Source organism: Paenibacillus sp. 1781tsa1, assembly GCF_024159265.1.
In the GTDB taxonomy this organism is placed as follows: Bacteria; Bacillota; Bacilli; order Paenibacillales; family Paenibacillaceae; genus Paenibacillus.
Window position 1 is genome coordinate 6,425,289 of sequence record NZ_JAMYWY010000001.1, and the last position, 20,338, is coordinate 6,445,626.

Here is a 20,338-nt window from a genome sequence, read left to right on the forward strand (position 1 = left end):
ATTCCCAGATTTTTTTGATTCCTTTTCTAAAGGGAAAATCCGGGAATAAAGGCGAGCACTTCGTTTCTTCAGGTTCTTTCTGTCCTCTCCGTTTCGTGTAAATGTTTAGTTCAATGTATATCGTTGTATTGGATATTTGGTCGTGCTCAGGATCTCTGCGTAGTAATAGATTCTAGATAGCACGCAACTAAATTCTAACGAACTATACAGCTCTTATTCGACTCATATGCAGCAATTTGAAAATCTAACGAATCGTAGAAATCTTATTGGGCTGTAATAGCTCATTTCGGCTTTATTTCGACGGTTTTTTATCAAAATAAGACGTGTGAGATTCGTTAGATTTTTCAATCAACCATAATTTCCACTATAAGGTGTGTAGGGTTCGTTAGCGCTTCAGGGACAGGTGGATTTGATGTATCCCCTCACTTCTTGCTCAGATATGAACTACACCTCTATCACTCTAGCAGTCCCTTGCGCCCTCCCACCCGTACTCTCTCCTTGCATGCTTCCATTCCACGCTTTCCTTGTACTCTCCACTTCCCCTTGCCTTCCTCACTGCTCACGCCGTCTCTTCCACCTGTCCAGGTAACGCCTTCAGGACTGCGGCAGCAGCCAGCTTACCTTGCTGTGCAGCCGAGACAACCATCGCCTCACCCTGGCCCTGACCAAAAATAACATCTCCTGCCGCATAGATCTGAGGATTCGAGGTACGGTACGTATGCGGCTCAATCTCGACGACACCCCACTGGTGACGCAGCCCAAATGCTTCGATTAATGGTAATAAACGATGCTGTCCAATCGCCCGGATGACCGTGTCACATTCAATCATGAACTCCGACCCTTCCACAGGTACAGGCAATGCACGCCCACCCCCAGGCGGAGTAATCAGTTCCATTTTCACACATTCTACAGCCTGAACCCGACCATTCTCGTCTCCAATAATACGCTGCGGCATGGTAAACCAGCGGAACTCCACACCCTCCTGCTTGGCAAACGTATATTCAAACGCATACGCCGTCATCTGGCTTTCCCCGCGGCGATATAACATCTGCACCCGCTCGGCACCCAGACGTACCGAACAGGTCGCTGCATCTACCGCCGTATTGCCCGCCCCAATAACGGCGACCTTCAGACCATTCAGCGCGGGCGGAACACCCTGCTTGGTAGACTCCACCAGTTCAATGGCATCATAGACACCTTCCAGTGTCTCCCCTTCAATACCAAGCATAGGTACTGAACCCATGCCACAGGCCAGAATGACCGCTTCATGCTGCTCCAGCAACTGCGAAGCAGGAATATCCACTCCAATGCGCACCCCATAACGGATCTGTACACCAAGCGCTTCTACCTGCTCCACTTCCCATAGCGCTACCGATTCGGGCAGACGGAAGGATACGATGCCGTACGTGTTTAGCCCACCGCCTTTGGGTCTGGCCTCATAGATCGTCACCTCATACCCTGCACGCCCCAGTTCACGTGCCGCCGACAGTCCCGCTGGCCCGGCTCCTACAACAGCGACGGTTCTCCCATTGGCAGGTGCCGCCTGGAATAACGGCTCATTCTTCGTCCGCGCCCAGTCGGTGGCGTAACGCTGCAAGTCACCAATACGAATCGGCTTCGACGATTCGTTCAGCACACATGCGCCTTCACACAGTTCCTCTGTGGGACAGACACGTGCGCAGCTGGCTCCAACCGGATTCGCATCCATGATGGTGCGGGCCGATCCTTTCAGGTGCCCTGTTGATATTTTGCTAATAAAAGAAGGGATATTAATGTCGGTTGGACAAGCCTTGATACAAGGTGCATCGTAACAGTACAGACAGCGGTTCGACTCCTCCATCGCTTCCTTACCTGTCATGGCGGGTTTCATCTCGGCAAAACGACTCTCCCACCCATAATCGGATAACGTTGTTCCTGAGCTGTTCATCAATGTCATGCACCTCCTGGAGAATGATCTACGCTATCTCAAACTCAAACAAACTTGCGTGCATTACACGTGCCACCCCGCTGACAGAATCACTTACCGATCACTTGTTGCCGCTTCCTACAGACTAACCAGATGTTCGTACGTTTCCGGTCTGCGATCACGGTAGAACTGCCATACATTACGTACCTCACGAATCATCTCCGTATCCATCTCGCCAATGACGACCTCATCCTGATCCCTGCTGCCGATAGCAACCATTCTGCCTCGTGGATCAACCAAGTACGACTGCCCATAAAATTCACCCATATTCCACGGCGCTTCCACGCCGACCCGGTTGATGGCTGCCACATAATAACCATTAGCTACTGCGTGAGCAGGTTGTTCCAGTTTCCACAGATATTCCGACGTACCCGCAACCGTAGCGGACGGATTGAACACAATCTCTGCCCCCGCCAGCCCGAGCAATCGTGCTCCTTCCGGAAAATGACGGTCATAACAGATGTACACGCCGACTCTGGCGTAGGCCGTATCAAAAACCGGAAACCCGAGGTTGCCTGGTTTGAAATAATACTTTTCCCAGAACCCATTCGTACCCTCACCTGCTTCCACATGCGGAATATGATGTTTGCGGTATTTGCCCAGATACGTACCATCTGCATCAATGACGGCTGCCGTATTGTAATACGAAGCAATGCCCTCCACCTCGTACACGGGTAAAATAATCACCACCGCAAGCTCCTTCGCCAGCTCCTGAAAAAGCTTGGTCGTAGGCCCTTCCGGCACTGGTTCAGCGGATGCATACCATTTGGGATTTTGCTCTGTACAAAAGTACGGCCCATAAAATACTTCCTGCAATCCGATGATCTTGGCCCCTCTTGCAGCAGCTTCACGGACCAGCGTGATGTGCTTCTGAACTGCAGCCTCTTTGTGAAATTCAACGGGAGCCGAACCTTCAATCTCATGTGAAGCCTGGATTAATCCGATGCTGATTTTGCCCATATCGTCACAACGCCTCCTCAGGTAAAATGGTTGGTTGGTTCACTCCACCGCACATCCTTCGAATGGTTCGATACAAAACTTCCGTGCCGAGTCCAATATCCTCCGGAGAGGAATATTCGCTGGGATGATGACTGATGCCGTCCTTGCTGCGGACAAAAATCATGCCATAATCACACACACGCGAAAGGGCCAACGCATCATGGAACGGACCACTCATCAGCTCTGGTAAAGTAATCCCGATCTCTTCCGCAGATGAACGAATCACGGATTGGATTGACTCTGCACAATACCTTGGTTCACTGTTCGTATCCTCAGTCAGCGAACACGTTAGACCATATCGGGAACTCACATCATCCAACATGTTCATCAATCGGGCTTCAAGCCGGTTCCTGCGTTCCATCTCCATGTCTCGTAAATCCACCGTGAAGCTGACTTCCTCCGGGATGATGTTACGCGAGTCTGGAAACACCCTCAGACTACCCACCGTACCTACGGTTGGAGCTTCCGGATCTTCTCTCACCATATCGTCAAAAGCGGAAATGACTTTGGCGCTACCTACCAAAGCATCATGCCGCATCCCCATTGGAACGGAGCCAGCATGACCCGCCATGCCTTTCATCGTCACCGTAAGCCACAGTGGGCCCGAGATGCCTGTCACCAGACCCACTGGAGCATCCAGAGCCTCAAGCACTGGCCCCTGCTCGATGTGCAGCTCTAGATAACTGCCAATCGAACCCGGCGGATAGATCGCTTCTTCAAAATCCGAAGGAGAACAGCCGAAGGCTTCCAGCGCCTCCCGGCGAGTCACTCCGTTTTTATCCTGCCGCTCCAGTTCACCCTCTTCCAACTGACCGGTTATGCCACGTGAGCCGAACAGGCCTTTGTTAAAACGGGAACCTTCTTCATCGCAAAAGGCAATCACCTCAATCGGCATACGGGGCTGAATGCCATTTTCGATCAGGCATTGCACCGCTTCGAGTGCACCGAGCACACCAATCGCTCCATCATATCGACCGCCATATGGCTGTGAGTCGATGTGGGAACCAATCATGAGAATCGGCAGTGCCTCATCCACACCTTCCAGACGACCAATCAGATTGCCGAAGGGGTCAAGTCGCGTCGTCAGACCGGCCTTTTCCATCCACAGACGAACCTGTATGATGCCGTCCATATCTTCCGGGGTCAGGGCAAGTCGGCAGACACCCGTGTCCGCTATTCGGCCAATACGTGACAACTGCTCAATTCGCTCATTTAGCCGAAGCTGGTTGATGAGTTTGCCTGTCGTGGTCTGCATCGTCCCTCACCTCCTTGCGAATAGTTTTTCGTCATGTGTTGAAACACTTTATTTTGTTTTATTTTGCTTGCCAACACTTCTGTCGTACTTGTCGTACAGTGCGTTCTCATCCATATCCGGTTACTAACTCGCATCCAGACTTTGCAACGCAGCAAGCAAACTTCCTGCGATCAGGTCCAGTTCTTCCTCGGTGGTGACAAACGGCGGGGAGATCGTCAAAATATTCGCAAACCCTGGCACGGTATCTCCGTTCTTGCCGATCAGAATGCCATCCCGCTTACAACTGGCGAGCACCTTCATCACTTTATCCGCTTCCGCAGGAGAACCATCCGCTTCAATCAACTCCACCCCACAGGCGAATCCGAATGAACGGATATCTCCCACAATGGACAGCTCCAGCAATGGTTCCAGCTTCTCACGAAGCAGGTATCCCAGCTCCTCCGCACGGCTGACCAGATTCTCTCGTTCCAGAATTTCCAGATTCGCCAGCGCTACCCGACAGGACACCGGATTTCCACCAAATGTATTCACATGACGAAAATGGGCGTCCGGTCCGGGTTCCCGGAACGTGTCATACAGATCGGCTCGCACCGCCGTTGCGGATAGCGGTGAATACGCGCTGGTCATGCCTTTTGCCATCGTCACCATATCTGGCTGTACACCATAGTTCTGATGACCAAACTTCTGCCCCGAGCGGCCAAAACCACAGATGACCTCATCGACAATGAGCAGCACGCCATAGCGCTGACAGATCTCTTGAACGGTGCGCATATAATCCGGCGGAGGAACAATCATGCCACCCCCTGTGATCACCGGCTCCATAATCACTGCGGCAACCGTCTCAGGACCTTCCCAACGAATCACCTCTTCATAGATGGTTGCACATTCGAGTCCGCATCCATCCTTGTTTCGTCCAAACGGACAGCGGTAACAATAGGGTGGAGGAACATGAGAGAAACCTACACCGAGCGGCTCGTATTTGATCTTGCGGGCGGCTTGCCCGGTGGCGCCCAGTGCCCCCATAGAGTTACCATGATAGGCACGGTGACGGGAGATGAATTTGTGCCGAGTAGGCTCACCATTCTGATGGTGATACTGACGGGCTATTTTGAAAGCCACCTCATTCGCATCTGAACCCGAGTTGGAGAAGAATATTCGATATTCCCCCTCCAGCCAGTCATTCAGCTTCTCTGCCAGCAAAATCGCCGGTTCGTGACTCTGCGTCATTGGTACATAGGCGAGTGCTTTCATCTGTTCGTAGGCACTTCGCGCAATCTCCTCACGGCCATGCCCCACATTCACACACCACAGTCCAGACATCGCATCCAGATAACGTGTACCATCCTGATCGGTGATCCAGCTGCCCTCCCCGCTTACCGCAATCATTGGATGATCGTTATGAGGCGAGATGTGATGCCACACGTATTTGCGATCCTTTTCCAGCCATTCTTCCTTCGTACCGCCAAGCGGCTGAGGCTGCTGATTCACAGAACTCATTCGTCATCCTCCTCTCTTTAAGCTGGACCTACAGACTTTACACTCGCCACTCCGATTGCAGTACCATCTTCCGATCGCTGTTATCCCCAGATTTTCTAGATTTATTTTTCCTTAAGGAAAAAATCCGGGGATAAAGGCGCACGCTTCGCTTCTTCAGATTGGTTCTGCACTCTTCGTTTTCGTGTAAATGCTTATTCCCAGCCTAATTACTTCGTCATATCAATCACCGCTTCTTCATAGATGCTTTTCTCCAGCGCTTCATCCAGATTTGCAGCTTTTTTGATCAGGCCATAGTTCAGCGCAATATCCGCAGTTCGGGTAAATGATTCATCTACAAAACTGCCAACTTGCTGCTCCGTAAATCCTTCCGGCCGAATCAGCTTTGCAATCTCTTCAAGCATCGTGACCTGATGTTCACGAGTGGTGCTGCCCTCCGTCACATTACTCATCACGATATCCACCGTCTCATTCTGATTGTCGATGGCGTAATTCCAGCCTTTCAGAATGGCACGGGTCACTTTGACCGCAAGCTCACGGTTGCTGTCTACCCAATCCTTCTTGGCAATTAGCGTATCCTCCAGCATGCCAACACCGGCATCTTCAATGTTGAACACATCCAGATCGGATTCTTTTGTTCCACTTTCCAGCACAACGTGGTATTCGTTATAGATCGTTGCCGTCGCCACATCTACCTGATCATTGAAAAACTGATCCATCGTGAACCCCTGCTTCACCAGTTCAATGTCTTTCTTCGGATCCAGGCCGTTCTTCTCCATGAACGCGAGCACCTGAAACTGCTGACTGCCGAACCAGGTACTGACCTTCTTGCCTTTCATCTGAGCGGGATCGGTAATACCTAGCGACTTCTTGGCGATCAAGCGATAACTGCTCTTCTGTGAGATCTGGGCGAGCGAGACGAGCGGCAGACCGTTATCCCGGCTGACCAGCAGACTGTCCACTCCGGTGATCCCTACATCGGCCGCGCCATTGACCACCTGCTGCTCAATCACGATATCCGGCCCACCCGGAATAATCTCGGCATCAATGCCTTCATCTGCAAAAAAACCTTTTTCCTTCGCTGCATAGATCCCGGCAAATTGCGCCTGCGGCACCCACTTCAATTGAATTTTCACTTTGGTTAAGGGTTGATCTGCTTCACCCGCCCCTCCTGAACTCGCAGCAACAGGCTCAGCCGCCGGCTCGGACTTCGTAGAACATGCGCTCAGCATCGTAACAACCAACAGGACCAATACCAGCAAACCCGGCTTCAACGTTTTGTACATGTACAGAACAACCCCCTGTGTATATACGATTTTTCAATCAGGTAGTGTGAGGCTCTACTTCACCAGCTCTATCAATCTATGGTTGCTATCCTGATGTACGTTATGGATCTGTGCGTGCACGATTCCAAGGAATGAGTCGCTTTTCTGCCAAAACAACAGCTTCATACAGCACAATGCCAAGCGCGGCGGCGATAACAATGCAGGACCAGGCCAAAGGCATGTTTGCCAGTCGAATCTGATCCGAGAGCAAGTACCCCAGCCCCTGGGAAGCGATGAAAAATTCACCCACAATGGCCCCGATAATACTGGTCGACATGTTGATCTTCAGACCCGCAAAGAGGGAAGGCAGCGCATGAGGCAGTCTGAGCTTCCAAAAAAACTGCATCCTGCTCGCGGCGAGGCCATTCAGCAGATCACTGTACTGCGGCTGAATAGAAGTCAGCCCTTTGAACAGGCTGACAGCCATGGCGGCCATCGTAATCACCGTAACGACTGCAATACGCGACCAGATTCCGTCACCAAACCAATTGTTCATAATCGGGGCAAGAGCCACGATCGGAACAGCGTTCAGTGCTGACAGAACCGTAACCGCCGCCCTGCCGCTTGTGGGAAAGAATGATGCACCCGCAGCCGCCAGAGCGCCCAACAGGGAACCGAGCAGGAATCCCCCCAGCATTTCGGCTCCACTGTACATCGCATATCGAAAGAGCATATTGGCATTTTCCTGTATCGATGCCGCAATCGCGGAAGGCACAGGCAGTTGGTAGCTTTCCAGCGAGAATATCCAATGAAACAACCCGAGCTGCCAAAGGGAGAGAAATAACACACCCGCACCCCAAGGAAGCATGCTCAGTGCAATCGATCGCCTGCGAACGGCGGTGCCCAATCTGGCCTTTTCGGCTTGTCCCTGTTGTCCATGGATTTCCGATCCGGGAGCAGATGTCATCTGTGAACCAGTGAGGGGCGTAGCAGCTCCAGTTACAGCAGCAATTGCCACACCTTCATCACGTTTCCGTTGCAAAACCCTACCTTCACTCATGTGGCATCGCCTCCTTTGGCCCTGAATTCAGGTTGCCAGGGGGTCAGCCAACGTTCAGCCAGACTGATGACCAGATACGAGATCAGACCAATGCCAATGCTAAGCATGATGGTGGCCCAGAACATGCCAGCTTGGGCATGGCCGTAATATAACGAACTGACCATCAGGACGCCGAGTCCGTCGGGAGCGCCCATCAACTCCACAACGATAGAGGAGGTCACCGCGAGCGGAGCGGCTATTTTTAACCCGGAAAATAATCCCGGCAGTGCTGAAGGCAACAGACATTTGATATATCGTGCAGTCAGTGAAGCCCCGCAGGAACGCATAAGCTCCAGGTGCTCTGGCGCTGCACTTTTTAATCCTTTCAACGTATGGATGATGATTGGGAAGAAAGTTACGTACGCCGCCATTACAATTCGGGCCCACTCCGCGTTGTGGATGATGCCGTACACAATTGGGGCGAGACCAATAACCGGAACCATCTGTGAGGAGACTACATATGGCGATAACGTGCGCTCCAGCCAGACAGCTGCGCTCATGAGCAGCGCCAAACCCAGACCCAGCAGCGTTCCCCCTGCAAAACCAATGGCCGCATTGCCAAACGTGACAGCCCCCTGCTCTGCGAGCGTACCCGAGTAACGAAACAAGGCTGCAAGGACATCGTGCAGATAAGGAAGGCGAGACGCTGCCTGCTGGGGTGACAGGAACAGTTGGAGCATCCAGGCAATTCCTTCCCACAGCACCAATACGGCCATAATCCAGATGACGACCCAGGATCGATATCCTGGTTTAAAGAACCGCAGGGACATGAGATTCATCACGCTCCTCGTAGAAGCAATTGCGAATGGTTGTAATCATGTGGTAGAAAGCATCCGTTTCTCTCAGTTCACTATGGCGTTCAGAAGGCAGATTAACAGAATGAATGGAATGCACTTGCCCTGGATGCGCCGAGAGTACGATAATCCGGTCGGACAGAAATACGGCTTCAGGGATACTGTGTGTGACAAAGAGGAAGGTCTTGCCTGTTGAGCGCTTGATCTCAAGCAGCTCCAATTGAAGTTTTTCTTTGGTGAATTCGTCCAAGGCGGAGAAGGGTTCATCCATGAGCAGCAATGGCGGATCAAGCGCAAGGGCACGGGCAATGGACACACGTTGCTGCATCCCTCCACTGAGCTGCCATGGATAATGGTCGGCGAAGCGGGTTAGTCCTACCATTTCAAGCAGTTCACTGCTAATGCGGCGGCACTCTTTCCGGCGGGTACCCAGCAGTTCCAAGGGCAATTCCACATTGTGACGAACGGTGCGCCAATCGAACAAGGCGGGTGTCTGGAAGACAATACCGAACTGTCGCTGTAGTCGAGCCCGCTCAGGCTCCTGACCTGCAATGCGAACATTGCCTGAGGTGGGCTGAAGTAGATCACCCACTAACCGGAGCAAGGTCGACTTGCCACAGCCGGAAGGGCCCAGCAGAGAGACAAACTCATTGGACTGGATCTGGAATGTAACATCCGACAAAGCAGTGACTTGTTGTGTACCTGTGCCAAAGACAACGGACACATGATCTACATCAATATGGCAGGCTTCGGGGACTGTAGCTGAGGGTGCGGAGGACATGGGCATTCTCCTTTGTGGAAGTTATTTTCATTGCGCACAAGGCTGAATGGGAGGTTTATATACACGAACGTAACAGGTTTGCTTGTTAGATAATACTATATCGCTTTGGGCGGGGATTACATTATACAGTGTGTTTTGAGTATGGGCCTGTTCATGTTACACAATGTAAAATGAGATGTATTCTCAGATACATCCATGTGAGTTTTCCTTGTATTTAGCTAACATACATTTCACTTAACAACAAACGCACGATCATTTGTATTTATTGAATAAATATTCGGAAAATATGACATATGCCCTCGTATTCTTGTCCATTTTCTTGTATAAAGATTGAATAGACGTACAAGGACTTCCACCTCTACGTGAGTCAAGGCTCCTGAATGATGAAGGCGGTATCACTATTCCGGATCAATCACCACGCAGGCTGGCTTCCTTTGTTACATATCACTTTGAAAACCACATATATAGGTCTATCCAAAGATCAGTAGAACGAAGCTTTCAAATCCAGAAATCGGGGTGGTCATGATGTTTGATTGGCTGGGATGGAGAAAAGGATTGCCGCTGTGGCGATCGTATCGGTTGAACGCACATATGAAGGAAGATGTGGAACAGATTTTTGAGGGGATTGCCGAAACAAGACGGCAGATTATGATGGACTGGGCAGATGAACAGTGGAATCACCTGGACCGTTTGCTTCAACAGATACAGTCGGTCCAATTACAGGATGTATTACAAGATTCACAGCAACGAAGCAAACTAGATGCATGGTTTCAATCCAGTTATATTCGAGCCGTTGATAGTACGGAGCTATTCATGCTGAACGAACAGAATCAGGTGGTATTCTCTACATATAAGAAACATATTGGACAGATTTATGAAGATTACGAAGCTTTAATTGGACCAGGATTGAAATACTCCAGAGCAGATCGTCATGGCAAAAAATGCTTGTATGGTCCATATTCTGATCCACTGACGTTGGATATTGGTCCACGCTCGTCCAATTTTCACGATGATGTCACCTTGCTGTTTATCTCCCCAATCCTGCAGGAAGGTCGATATGTCGGTTCATTATGCAGCCGAGTACCCGGGGATGTACTCGGTGACCTGATCCAACGAGAATCAGGTCATATCTATCCCGATTCTGGTGACAATTATCTCTTTATGGCTGAGTCGATATTAAGGCCCCATCTGCAACCCGGCACCGCCTTATCTCGAAGCCGCTTCGAAGACCGCACCTTTACGCATGGGGAAAATCTCAAAGATGGTGTCACCACCGAATGGGGTATCGTTTCAGTCAAGGAGCATACCGAACTGGAACTCATGTTCACTGATCCATCGACTGGAGAACTACACTCCGGAGTAGCAAACACCATTCAGAATGGTTCCAATCTGTTCGTAGCCTTTCCCGGCTACTCGGATTATCGCCATATTTCTGTGATCGGCAAAGGCATCACCTTCCAGCTGCCACACTGTCCTGATCGCTGGGGCATGATGTGTGAAGGGGATCTGGAGGAAGTGTATCGGATACGAAGCATCGGCTGGCGCCAGTTCAAGCAGCACAGTCTCTTCACGCTTTTGTCAGGCGTTGCAGGAGCCGCACTTGTCTATGCCCTCACTGGTAGTGGTTGGAGTGCGGCAGCAATGGCCGCTTTTAATGTGTTATTCGGATTCTTCACTGCATTACAGCTGCATCGTAGCCAATATCGACGGGTTCATGAAGACTTACGCCGCATCAGCCGATTTATTCGAATTAACGCCGAAGGCAGGGGGGATCTGACCCAACGTCTAGACACGTCTGCTTTTGCCCAAGACGAATCGGGTGAACTGGCGAAGTGGATCAACAACATGATTGACTCTCTGGAAGGCATTATGCTGAAGGTACAACTTGCCACGGTAGACGTTATGGACAACCAGTATCAGATGCGAACTTCAACAGAGACAACCCAGGGTACGACTGAGCGTGTGAACCACAAGCTTGGTTCGATGATTCAGGCCATTCGCACCCAACTGGAAGATCTCGATCAGGCCAGAATCGCTGCCGATCACATGCGCATAACGCTGCAACAACTGGAGACCTCTGCAACCGAACAGATCGGCGTGGCCCAGCAGGAAGTGGAACGAATCGGCGACAAAATGACCCAAATCTCAGGAGCGGTATCCGATACCAACCGTACCATCCTGTCCTTCATGGATACGATGAAAGAGATTTACCGTGCACTGGCTGTCATTGATGAAATTTCAGCTCAGACCAACCTGCTGGCTCTCAATGCTACCATTGAGGCTGCACGCGTGGGCGAACATGGTCAAGGCTTCTCGGTCGTGGCAGGGGAAATCCGCAAGCTGGCCGAGTTATCCCGCTCTTCTACTGAAAATATTCATCAGATTCTGGACCGAATCTCAACGGCAGCAGGAGCTGCATCTCAATTAATCACAGAGGGTGATCAGGTACTGGCTGAAGGAACAACACTGGTTCAGGCCGCTTCGCAACTTCTGAAAAATGCTACCGCTGAAGAACCTGAGCGCACACAAGTCGTGGATCAAGTGGTCATGCTGATGGAAAATATCGCTGCAATCAGCCATCAAAATCGGGCGACTTCCGCTGAGGTAGAAGCAGAGATGATGGAGCTGATCCGTGATATGTTACAGGTTCAGCATTCTTCGCATAATGTGGAAGCCATTACAGTCTTTCTGCAACAACTCGTGGGACAATTCCACCTGAACCACCCCGCCAAAAATGCTGTCATCTGACGTTATCGTTGACGCGGATTGGAGAAATAGCTAAAATTTGATGCAACTGTTCCTTTTGAAATTGTCGTATCATTTATAATAGAAGATTTCCAATCTGAACCGATGAAAGGGTGGTCTGCATGGAATTGCTTCAGGATTCATTTGGCCGGATACATGACTACATCCGTATTTCTGTTACGGACCGCTGTAATTTACGCTGTGTATATTGCATGCCTGCAGAGGGCATGGAGTTTGCTCCACATGATGAGATTATGAGCTACGAAGAGATCGCACAGGTGCTGAAGGTGCTTGCTCCGATGGGCATGCGTAAAGTTCGGCTCACCGGGGGCGAACCGCTGGTGCGTAAGGATCTGCATAAGCTCGTCGGCATGATCTCGGCGATTGACGGTATTGACGATATTGCACTGACGACCAACGCTCTTCTACTGGATAAGCAAGCTCAGGCATTGAAAGACGCTGGATTGAACCGGATTAACATCAGTCTGGATTCCCTGCGCGCTGATCGCTTCTCCATGATTACCCGCGGCGGAGATGTGAACAAGGTACTGAAAGGCATTGAAGCTGCAACAGCTGCTGGCCTTGCTCCGATCAAGCTAAATGTCGTGCTGATGAAGGGTATTAACGATGATGAGATCAAGGATTTTATTGCAATGACGATGGATCAACCTCTTCATGTGCGTTTTATTGAATATATGCCGATTGGACACGCTTCGGATTCATGGCGCAAATCTTATTTGCCGCTGGAAGCCGTGACAGATGTATGTGCTGAAGCAGGCTGGACGGTAGAAAATACAACAGGCCCTGCGGGCAATGGCCCATCACGCAATATGAAAATTGTGGGCTCCGAAGGCACATTCGGATTGATTCATCCCGTGAGCGATCATTTCTGTGATAATTGCAACCGACTTCGGTTGACCGCTGACGGACATATCAAAGCCTGCCTGTACTGGTCGGATGAGTATAATGTTCGCCGCTTTGTGGATGATCCGGATGCCATGGCGGCACTCTTCCTCAAAGCGCTGGGTACGAAACCGAAGAATCATGAAATGGCTCTGGCTTTGGAACAAAAAATGCAATCTCATACGCCGACTGTACGACGCATGTCCCAGATTGGCGGATAACAAAGCAGACGAGAACTTGATTGTTCTCGCCTGCTTTTTTGTCATGTTTTCATAAATTTCTGAAAATCATCCATTCTTCTGTTTCATTTGTTAAAAATTTAATTAATATATCTTATTGCCCTTGTTGGGTCTTCAAGATTCCCATAATTCTGACGATGTATATACAATACATCTAGATGATATGCACACATACACATAGGAGCTGAACCTTATTGAACATTGTTGAAGCACTCGTTGCAGCGAGTCCGTATTTTAAAATTATGCTCAAGGAACACGATATCATGATTGCAGTAACCGATACGGAGAAGTTCTGGTATTATGTCCCCAGCAACGAGCTCGATCTGGGCATCAAGGCTGGAGACCCCGTTTCCCTCGATGACCCTACACTCCGTCGGGCACTTATACATGGGGAAACTTCAGCGAACCGAATTGATGCAAAATTCTATGGCACATCAATCAATTCGGCGGCCACCCCACTTCGGGATGAGCAAGGAAATATTGTGGGCACACTTGCCATTGGTTTCTCTCTTCAGAATGAGGAGAAACTGGAGTATTTCACTGAATTAATCGGCGGGATCAGCGGCAGATTGACGGATATGGTACAGACGGTAGCCGCTCAATCCGAACAATTGACAGCCTCATCTACACAGATTTTGGATAATACTCGCATGGCTGTGCAGAACTCAGGCGAGGTTAACAAAGTCGCCGCATTCATCCGTGAAATCTCAGAACAGACCAATCTACTCGGCTTGAACGCGGCTATCGAAGCAGCCCGAGCAGGCGAAGCCGGCGCCGGATTCAGCGTCGTTGCATCTGAAGTGCGCAAACTTTCTACGGGTACTAAAGAAGCTACGGTGAATATCGAACGTTCCTTGAAAGACGTTCAGCATTCCATTCAGCAGATGGAGCAGGAGATTACCTCCATCTCACAGTCTAGCAACCAACAGGCTGTGATGGTAACCGAGTTCAGCGAGGTCATTGATCAGTTGAACAGTGTAAGCCGTGATCTGAAAGTGTTTATTGAATCCATGCTGCTGAAGGCAGAATAAATTCGATACGATGACCTTCACTCCAATGATTAACCATATATAAAGACGCTACACCGAAGCGGTATCGAGCACTACATTTTCCATTACATGCTCAAACTAAATAATTAGATCAGCGGGCATGTTGATAACCCAATTCAGCACCTACATAAAACTCCCCATGTGATTATCGTCACGGGGAGTTTTCTAATTCCAAACAAAATGTGGTCCTTCTATGCATAGATGAGCTTCCACAGCATCATAACCGCCAGCCCGACCATGACCACAGCGGACAACCGATTGAACACCAGGCTGATGCGTCCAGTTCGATCCGTTCTCCCAATCACCCTGCCTGCGCCTGCAAGTCCCAAGAACCATATCCAAGATACAACCGCGGCTGTCAGGGCAAAATAGATGCGCTCTACGCCTTCATACTGAAGTGAACTGGTGCCAATCACGGCAACCGTATCCAGCAGAGCATGGGGATTAAGCAGAGATACCGATGCGGCAAACGCAATCTGCCTCCCCACGGACATTACCGCCTGTGAACCTTCGACTGATTCGGATGACCTCCAGATACTCCATGCCATATACAGCAAAAACAAACTTCCTGCTGCATACAACACATTCGCCAGCACTGGCCATTGCAGCAAAATAAGCGACACCCCTCCAACGGCTGCCCCGATCAACAACGTATCACTGACACCTGCCGTTATTACAGCAGGCATAGCCTGTATATAACGTCTCTGGCTCATGCCCTGGTTAAAAATAAATACATTCTGCACACCCAGTGGCAAGATCAAACCAAACGCCAGAATGACTGCATGAATAACTACCTCCATCGTTCTTCCCCCTTATCTTTGTATTCCATCGTAGGGCAGTTGATGGCTGACGTAACCAACCACTTGGATGGCATCAGACCCAACCAAATGTTATAGTGTTGGTTAAAAAGACAAACAGAGGTGATTCTGCCTGTCATGGAACGTTCTGATTCTCGACTAAACATGAGTTGGAAGCCGAATCCTTCTCTCGACTTGCCCTTATATCGCCAGATTGAAACCTATATCCGCCAGAAAATCACAACAGGTGAATGGTCCGCAGGATACCGTCTCCCCTCACAGCGAATATGGGCTGAGTCCATGGGAGTAAACCGCAGTACATTGATCACTGCCCTTGATAATCTGGCCGCCGCGGGTCTGCTTGAAGGCAGACATGGCGGGGGAACCTATATTTCCGGTTCCGGTTGGCATGGTATAGCTCATGGAGCGATGCCCAACTGGAATGAAGCTATTGAGGAGGGTTGGTACTATCCCAACCTTCCAGAGATCCAGCAGATTAATCAGGCTGAATTCAGGCCCAACATCATACGTCTTGGTACAGGGGAGCTTGCCCCGGAGCTGATGCCTCAGGATGCTTTTAACGATATTCTGTATGCCCTGTCCCAATGTTCTCGTACACTGAACTATCTGGAACCTCAGGGGAGCCTGGCGCTTCGTGAGGCTTTATCCGTCCATTTGCAGACAGCAGGCATTCAGGCCTCCCCGGATTCCATACTGATTGTATCCGGCTCTCTTCAGGCACTGCACTTGATATCAGTCGGACTGCTTCCTCGCGGATCAGCAGTTCTGCTGGAAAAACCATCGTACCTGTATTCGATTCACGCCTTTCAATCGGCAGGGTTGAAAATGAGCGGGATCCCGATGGACGATGAAGGACTGCACATTGCACGCCTGGAGGATGCCTCGCAGCATGTCAAAGATCAAGACCACATCTCGCTTCTCTATACGATACCGAGCTTTCACAATCCCACGGGCTCTGTGATGAGTGATCCTCGCCGGAATGAACTGATGGCCACCGCTCGAACATTAGGCATCTCCATTCTGGAGGATTCGGCCTACAGTGATCTGTGGCTGGACAACCCACCTCCGCCATCACTGAAGGCACGTGACCAGGAAGGACGGGTGCTGCATATGGGCACTTTGTCAAAGGCAGTCAGTCCCGGCTTACGCCTCGGATGGCTGGTAGGGCCAGAGCCGGTCATACGCCGGCTCGCGGATATCAAGATGCAGACCGATTATGGTACCAGCTCACTCGCGCAAGAAGCCGCTGCCTTGTGGTTCGCAGAAGGACATCATGCAGAACATATGGAACGCCTTCGCCCTGAGCTACGCAGACGCAGAGACTTCATGCTGGATCTGTTGCAACGTCACTTTCATGGCATGGCGAAATGGAAAATACCCGCTGGCGGCTTTTACATCTGGTTGCAATTCACTCTGTCCCCGCTCTCTATCCGCCAATTGTTCCATACCTGTCTGGAGCAGGATGTACTTATCCACCCGGGCTACCTATATGACCGGCTGGATGCGAGTCACATTCGGCTGTCTTACGCCTATGCTTCCCCTGATGAGATGGAACGCGGGTTACAATGCCTGGCAGAAGCTATACACAGGCTCATGGATTCTGGCTCATGATTTCAAATGCTGGGTCCTGATTTCACAGCCAAAAAAAGCCTTGACCGAAAAGGACAATGTCCTTCAGATCAAGGCTTTTTGCGTTAGTTTTGTATGTTTGGCCGAATACCAAAAGCGTGTCGATACCAGCAGCGCTCAGGGATTCCATCGTATCATCCTGCTATTCGCTTACCCTTTGACCGCACCCTCCGCAATGCCCTCCATAATGAACTTCTGGAAGAACGCATAGATCAGAATAACCGGAATCGCAGTCAGTACCAAGGATGACAGAATCAACGGCCATTCCTTGTTATATTCGCCAAACAACATGTTTGTGGACAGAATCAGTGTATACCGATTCACATCGGTCAGCATGAGCAGTGGCAATAAGAAGTCATTCCAGATCCACAGAAAGTCCAGAATCGCGATGGTGACTGTGATTGGAAGCAAGAGCGGGAAGATAATCTGGAAAAAAGTCTGAAACTCATTGCACCCATCAATCTGAGCCGATTCCTCCAATTCACGTGGAATAGACTTCACAAACCCGTGATAGAGGAAGATGGCCATGTTCACACCAAGCCCGATATAGATCAGAGCCAATCCGTACGTACTTCCTTGAACGCCCATGCCTTTGGCTACCCGTGTCAGCGGAATCATGATTGAATGAAACGGCACCAGCATGGATGCCACAAACAGGAAGAAGATCAGATTGCTCAGTCGACCGGAGGTACGTGACAGCTTGTATCCAGCCAATGAGGCACAGAAGACGATACCACCAATCCCCAGAAAGGATACAATGGCCGAGTTCATCGAACTGCCCAACAGATTGATTTTGTTAAATGCGTCCGAATAGTTCTCCCAGTGCAGCGTCGTCGGCAGCGCGATAAAGGACTGGAACATCTCTCCTTGTGTTTTGAAAGAGTTCACCACTGCCATGTAGATCGGCAGCATGGCAACGAGAGAGCCCAAGATCAGCAGCAGGCGAATCAGATAGCTGTTCAGTCGTTGCATCCTCATGCTTCCACCTCTTTCTTCTTCATGACGGTGATCTGGATGAGTGTAAAGATGAGTACGATGATGAACAGCACAACCGATTTGGCACTCGCATAGCCGTACCTGAAGTTGTTGGAGAACGCTTCTTCATAAATGTTCATTGTGATAACCTGTGTGGCCCGGCCCGGTCCACCACCCGTCAGTCCATAGACCACTTCGAACACCTTGAAGGCTCCGTTCAGCGTCAGGAAGAAACAGATCGTAACGGCATGAGTAATCATCGGCAACACCACATTGCGCAGAACCTGGAAAGCGTTGGCGCCATCAATAACCGCCGCTTCCTTGAGACTTTTTGGCACACCCTGGAGAGCGGCCAGATAGATGATCATCATATACCCCACACCGTTCCAGAGCGAAACGATCAGAATGGAATAAAATGAAAACTTCGGATCTCCCAGCCATTGCTGGTCCAGGAACGAAATGGCCAGTTTCTGTGCGAGCTGTGGCAGCACCTGAGAGAAGATGAATGTCCACATGAAGGCACTAATGATCGTACTGATCATGTTAGGCATGAAGAACAGGGTCCGGAATAGCCCTTTGCTGCGCGTCCGTGATTCAATCAACACGGCGAGCAGCAAGGCAATTCCATTTTGCAGAATGAGCATAAATATTACATATTTCATCGTGAACCACAGGGAGTTCAGGAAGTCGGGATCTTCTTTGAACAATTCAACAAAGTTGCCCAGACCGATAAAGCTGTAATCCCGATTAAGTCCGTTCCAATCGGTCAGACTATAGAACATGCCACTAAACGTGGGATACAGCAGGAAAATCGCATAGATGACAAAGGCAGGCGCAGTGAACGCGAGCAGTGACAGATACTTCTTGAACACATTCGTAGCCATAGGTTCTCCCCCTTTTCACTCGAAGCGGATAATCGATTGTAAACGGGGGAACGAAGAACGTTCTGCCAGCCGTTTCATCTGCTTGGGCCTCGCAGCTCCTTACTTGTTGACTTTGTTGTAGGATTTCCACGCTTTGTCGAGCGCATCGATAACCTGCTGTTGATTTAATTGCCCGGAGTAGTAGCCTTGTAACGCTTTGCCTGATTCATCTTTAACTGCTTGAGGGATGGAAGGGTCCTGATAGGCTTTGCCTTCGTTCACATATTTCAGGGCATCGTCTACCCAAGGGAAGCTCTTGAAGTCATGAATCTTGGCAACCGGATTGAATTTGAGTGCTTCATAGAATGCACTTGAATCCTTGTCATCGAGAATGTAGTTCACGAAGTCGAGTGCAACTTCCTTATTCTTACTGGATGACGATACTGCCAGTGAAGTGGACGTGCTCAGATTGATTTTGGTATCATCCGGGTTATCATTGATCGGCATCGGTGCCACACCGAAATTCAAGTCCGGGTTGGATTTCAGAATCGTCTCGGCAAACCATGGTCCCTGAATCCACATCGCTGCGCTTCCTGAAGCGAAGGCTGCTGAACCATCATCTCCGCCGACTTCCAGCGCTTTATCTGTACCATTCGCATTGACCAGATCGAAGATATCGAACAAGGCTTTCATATCCGAGAAGGAGCCTTGATCCTGATTCATCTTATCCAAGAAGTCTTTGTGTTCCGATTGGGTCAAAGCTCCCACGGTGAGTGGCAGGAATAATTGCGGAATCCAGGATTCTTTGTAGGACAGTTCAAACGGTGTAATGTTGGCTGCTTTCAGTTTCTCCACGACCGCTTTCATTTCCGTTAACGTTGTTGGTACTTCCAGCCCTTGCTCTTTGAATATATCTTTATTGTACAGATAGCCCCATGATAACGTTTCCAATGGAACAGCTACGACTTTGCCCTCCGCATTCGTTACGGAAGGTTTCACCGAATCCAGTAATTTGTCGACAAAAGGTTGATCCGACAGATCTTCCAGATAACCGGCTTTGCTGAAAGGTGGAATCTCATTAACTGCATGCAGGGCGAACACATCCGGTGCATCATTGGAGGCGAGACGTGTCTTCAGAATCTGAGGTGCATTGTCCGCTGGTGGCATCTCCAGTTGCACGTTCACTTCAATATTTTTCTCTGCTTTTTCCTTGGCTTTGAACTGTTCTATATATTTATCGTAGTGTTCTTTCAGCCGAGGTTGTGCAACGAATACTTTGAGGGACACCGTGCTGCCTGATGCCGATTCTTCCTGCCCATTGTCGGTTCCTGCATTGGAACCGCAACCTGCGAGCAGAACACTGACCAGTACCGCACTTGCTACGCTTTTCCATACTTTCATCTCTTATGACCTCCCGGTGTGTGACTGGTTTGTCTTTCATAGGCTCATTATATATCAGAGAAT

Annotated in this window: 16 protein-coding genes; 4 read left to right on the forward strand and 12 right to left on the reverse strand. The window is 50.0% G+C overall.

What is annotated here, in order from left to right:
• Nucleotides 1–559: 559 nt before the first annotated feature.
• From NKT06_RS28830 to NKT06_RS28865, 8 genes are all read right to left on the reverse strand, one after another.
• A complete protein-coding gene (locus NKT06_RS28830; RefSeq protein WP_253442867.1) occupies nt 560–1,927 on the reverse strand; it encodes an NAD(P)-dependent oxidoreductase in 1,368 nt (455 codons plus the stop codon).
• 117 nt (nt 1,928–2,044) lie between these two features.
• Nucleotides 2,045–2,926 carry a nitrilase-related carbon-nitrogen hydrolase gene (locus NKT06_RS28835; RefSeq protein ID WP_253441372.1) on the reverse strand — a complete coding sequence of 294 codons (882 nt, stop codon included), beginning with the start codon at nt 2,924–2,926 and terminating at the stop codon, nt 2,045–2,047.
• 4 nt (nt 2,927–2,930) lie between these two features.
• On the reverse strand, nt 2,931–4,220 hold the full coding sequence (locus NKT06_RS28840; protein ID WP_253441374.1) for a M20 family metallo-hydrolase: 1,290 nt from the start codon (nt 4,218–4,220) through the stop codon (nt 2,931–2,933).
• Nucleotides 4,221–4,343: 123 nt separating this feature from the next.
• Nucleotides 4,344–5,717: an aspartate aminotransferase family protein gene (locus tag NKT06_RS28845; RefSeq protein ID WP_253441376.1), complete on the reverse strand. Its 1,374-nt coding sequence runs from the start codon at nt 5,715–5,717 to the stop codon at nt 4,344–4,346.
• Nucleotides 5,718–5,923: 206 nt separating this feature from the next.
• Complete coding sequence (locus NKT06_RS28850) at nt 5,924–7,000, reverse strand: ABC transporter substrate-binding protein (RefSeq protein WP_253441377.1); 1,077 nt, start codon at nt 6,998–7,000, stop codon at nt 5,924–5,926.
• 100 nt (nt 7,001–7,100) lie between these two features.
• Entirely contained in the window at nt 7,101–8,039 is a 939-nt protein-coding gene (locus NKT06_RS28855) for an ABC transporter permease (protein WP_253441378.1), read from the reverse strand.
• Nucleotides 8,036–8,848 (reverse strand): ABC transporter permease, encoded by an 813-nt coding sequence (locus NKT06_RS28860; protein WP_253441379.1) that lies wholly within the window; start codon nt 8,846–8,848, stop codon nt 8,036–8,038. Before NKT06_RS28860 ends, NKT06_RS28855 begins: the two co-directional genes overlap by 4 nt.
• Entirely contained in the window at nt 8,829–9,653 is an 825-nt protein-coding gene (locus NKT06_RS28865) for an ABC transporter ATP-binding protein (RefSeq protein WP_253441380.1), read from the reverse strand. Before NKT06_RS28865 ends, NKT06_RS28860 begins: the two co-directional genes overlap by 20 nt.
• Nucleotides 9,654–10,175: 522 nt before the next feature.
• Here NKT06_RS28865 and NKT06_RS28870 point away from each other — a divergent pair.
• The 3 genes from NKT06_RS28870 (at nt 10,176) to NKT06_RS31795 (ending at nt 14,571) form a co-directional block, all read left to right on the forward strand.
• Nucleotides 10,176–12,401 carry a methyl-accepting chemotaxis protein gene (locus NKT06_RS28870; protein ID WP_367399881.1) on the forward strand — a complete coding sequence of 742 codons (2,226 nt, stop codon included), beginning with the start codon at nt 10,176–10,178 and terminating at the stop codon, nt 12,399–12,401.
• Nucleotides 12,402–12,520: 119 nt separating this feature from the next.
• Complete coding sequence (moaA, locus tag NKT06_RS28875; RefSeq protein ID WP_192134940.1) at nt 12,521–13,522, forward strand: GTP 3',8-cyclase MoaA; 1,002 nt, start codon at nt 12,521–12,523, stop codon at nt 13,520–13,522.
• A 212-nt stretch (nt 13,523–13,734) separates the two neighbouring features.
• A complete protein-coding gene (locus NKT06_RS31795; RefSeq protein ID WP_301290204.1) occupies nt 13,735–14,571 on the forward strand; it encodes a methyl-accepting chemotaxis protein in 837 nt (278 codons plus the stop codon).
• Nucleotides 14,572–14,780: 209 nt separating this feature from the next.
• Here the strand turns inward: NKT06_RS31795 and NKT06_RS28885 are convergent, their stop codons facing one another.
• The gene (locus NKT06_RS28885) at nt 14,781–15,389 is read right to left on the reverse strand and encodes a LysE/ArgO family amino acid transporter (RefSeq protein WP_253441381.1); all 609 of its coding nucleotides are present in this window, start codon (nt 15,387–15,389) and stop codon (nt 14,781–14,783) included.
• A 135-nt stretch (nt 15,390–15,524) separates the two neighbouring features.
• On the opposite strand from NKT06_RS28885, the gene NKT06_RS28890 reads away from it, so the two are divergent.
• The gene (locus NKT06_RS28890) at nt 15,525–17,018 is read left to right on the forward strand and encodes an aminotransferase-like domain-containing protein (protein WP_253441382.1); all 1,494 of its coding nucleotides are present in this window, start codon (nt 15,525–15,527) and stop codon (nt 17,016–17,018) included.
• 168 nt (nt 17,019–17,186) lie between these two features.
• On the opposite strand, the gene NKT06_RS28895 is transcribed toward NKT06_RS28890, so the two are convergent.
• The 3 genes from NKT06_RS28895 to NKT06_RS28905 form a co-directional block, all read right to left on the reverse strand.
• Complete coding sequence (locus NKT06_RS28895) at nt 17,187–18,014, reverse strand: carbohydrate ABC transporter permease (protein WP_062836914.1); 828 nt, start codon at nt 18,012–18,014, stop codon at nt 17,187–17,189.
• Nucleotides 18,011–18,895 (reverse strand): carbohydrate ABC transporter permease, encoded by an 885-nt coding sequence (locus NKT06_RS28900; RefSeq protein ID WP_124116573.1) that lies wholly within the window; start codon nt 18,893–18,895, stop codon nt 18,011–18,013. Before NKT06_RS28900 ends, NKT06_RS28895 begins: the two co-directional genes overlap by 4 nt.
• Before the next feature lie 99 nt (nt 18,896–18,994).
• Nucleotides 18,995–20,275: an ABC transporter substrate-binding protein gene (locus tag NKT06_RS28905; RefSeq protein WP_124116574.1), complete on the reverse strand. Its 1,281-nt coding sequence runs from the start codon at nt 20,273–20,275 to the stop codon at nt 18,995–18,997.
• Nucleotides 20,276–20,338 lie beyond the last annotated feature (63 nt).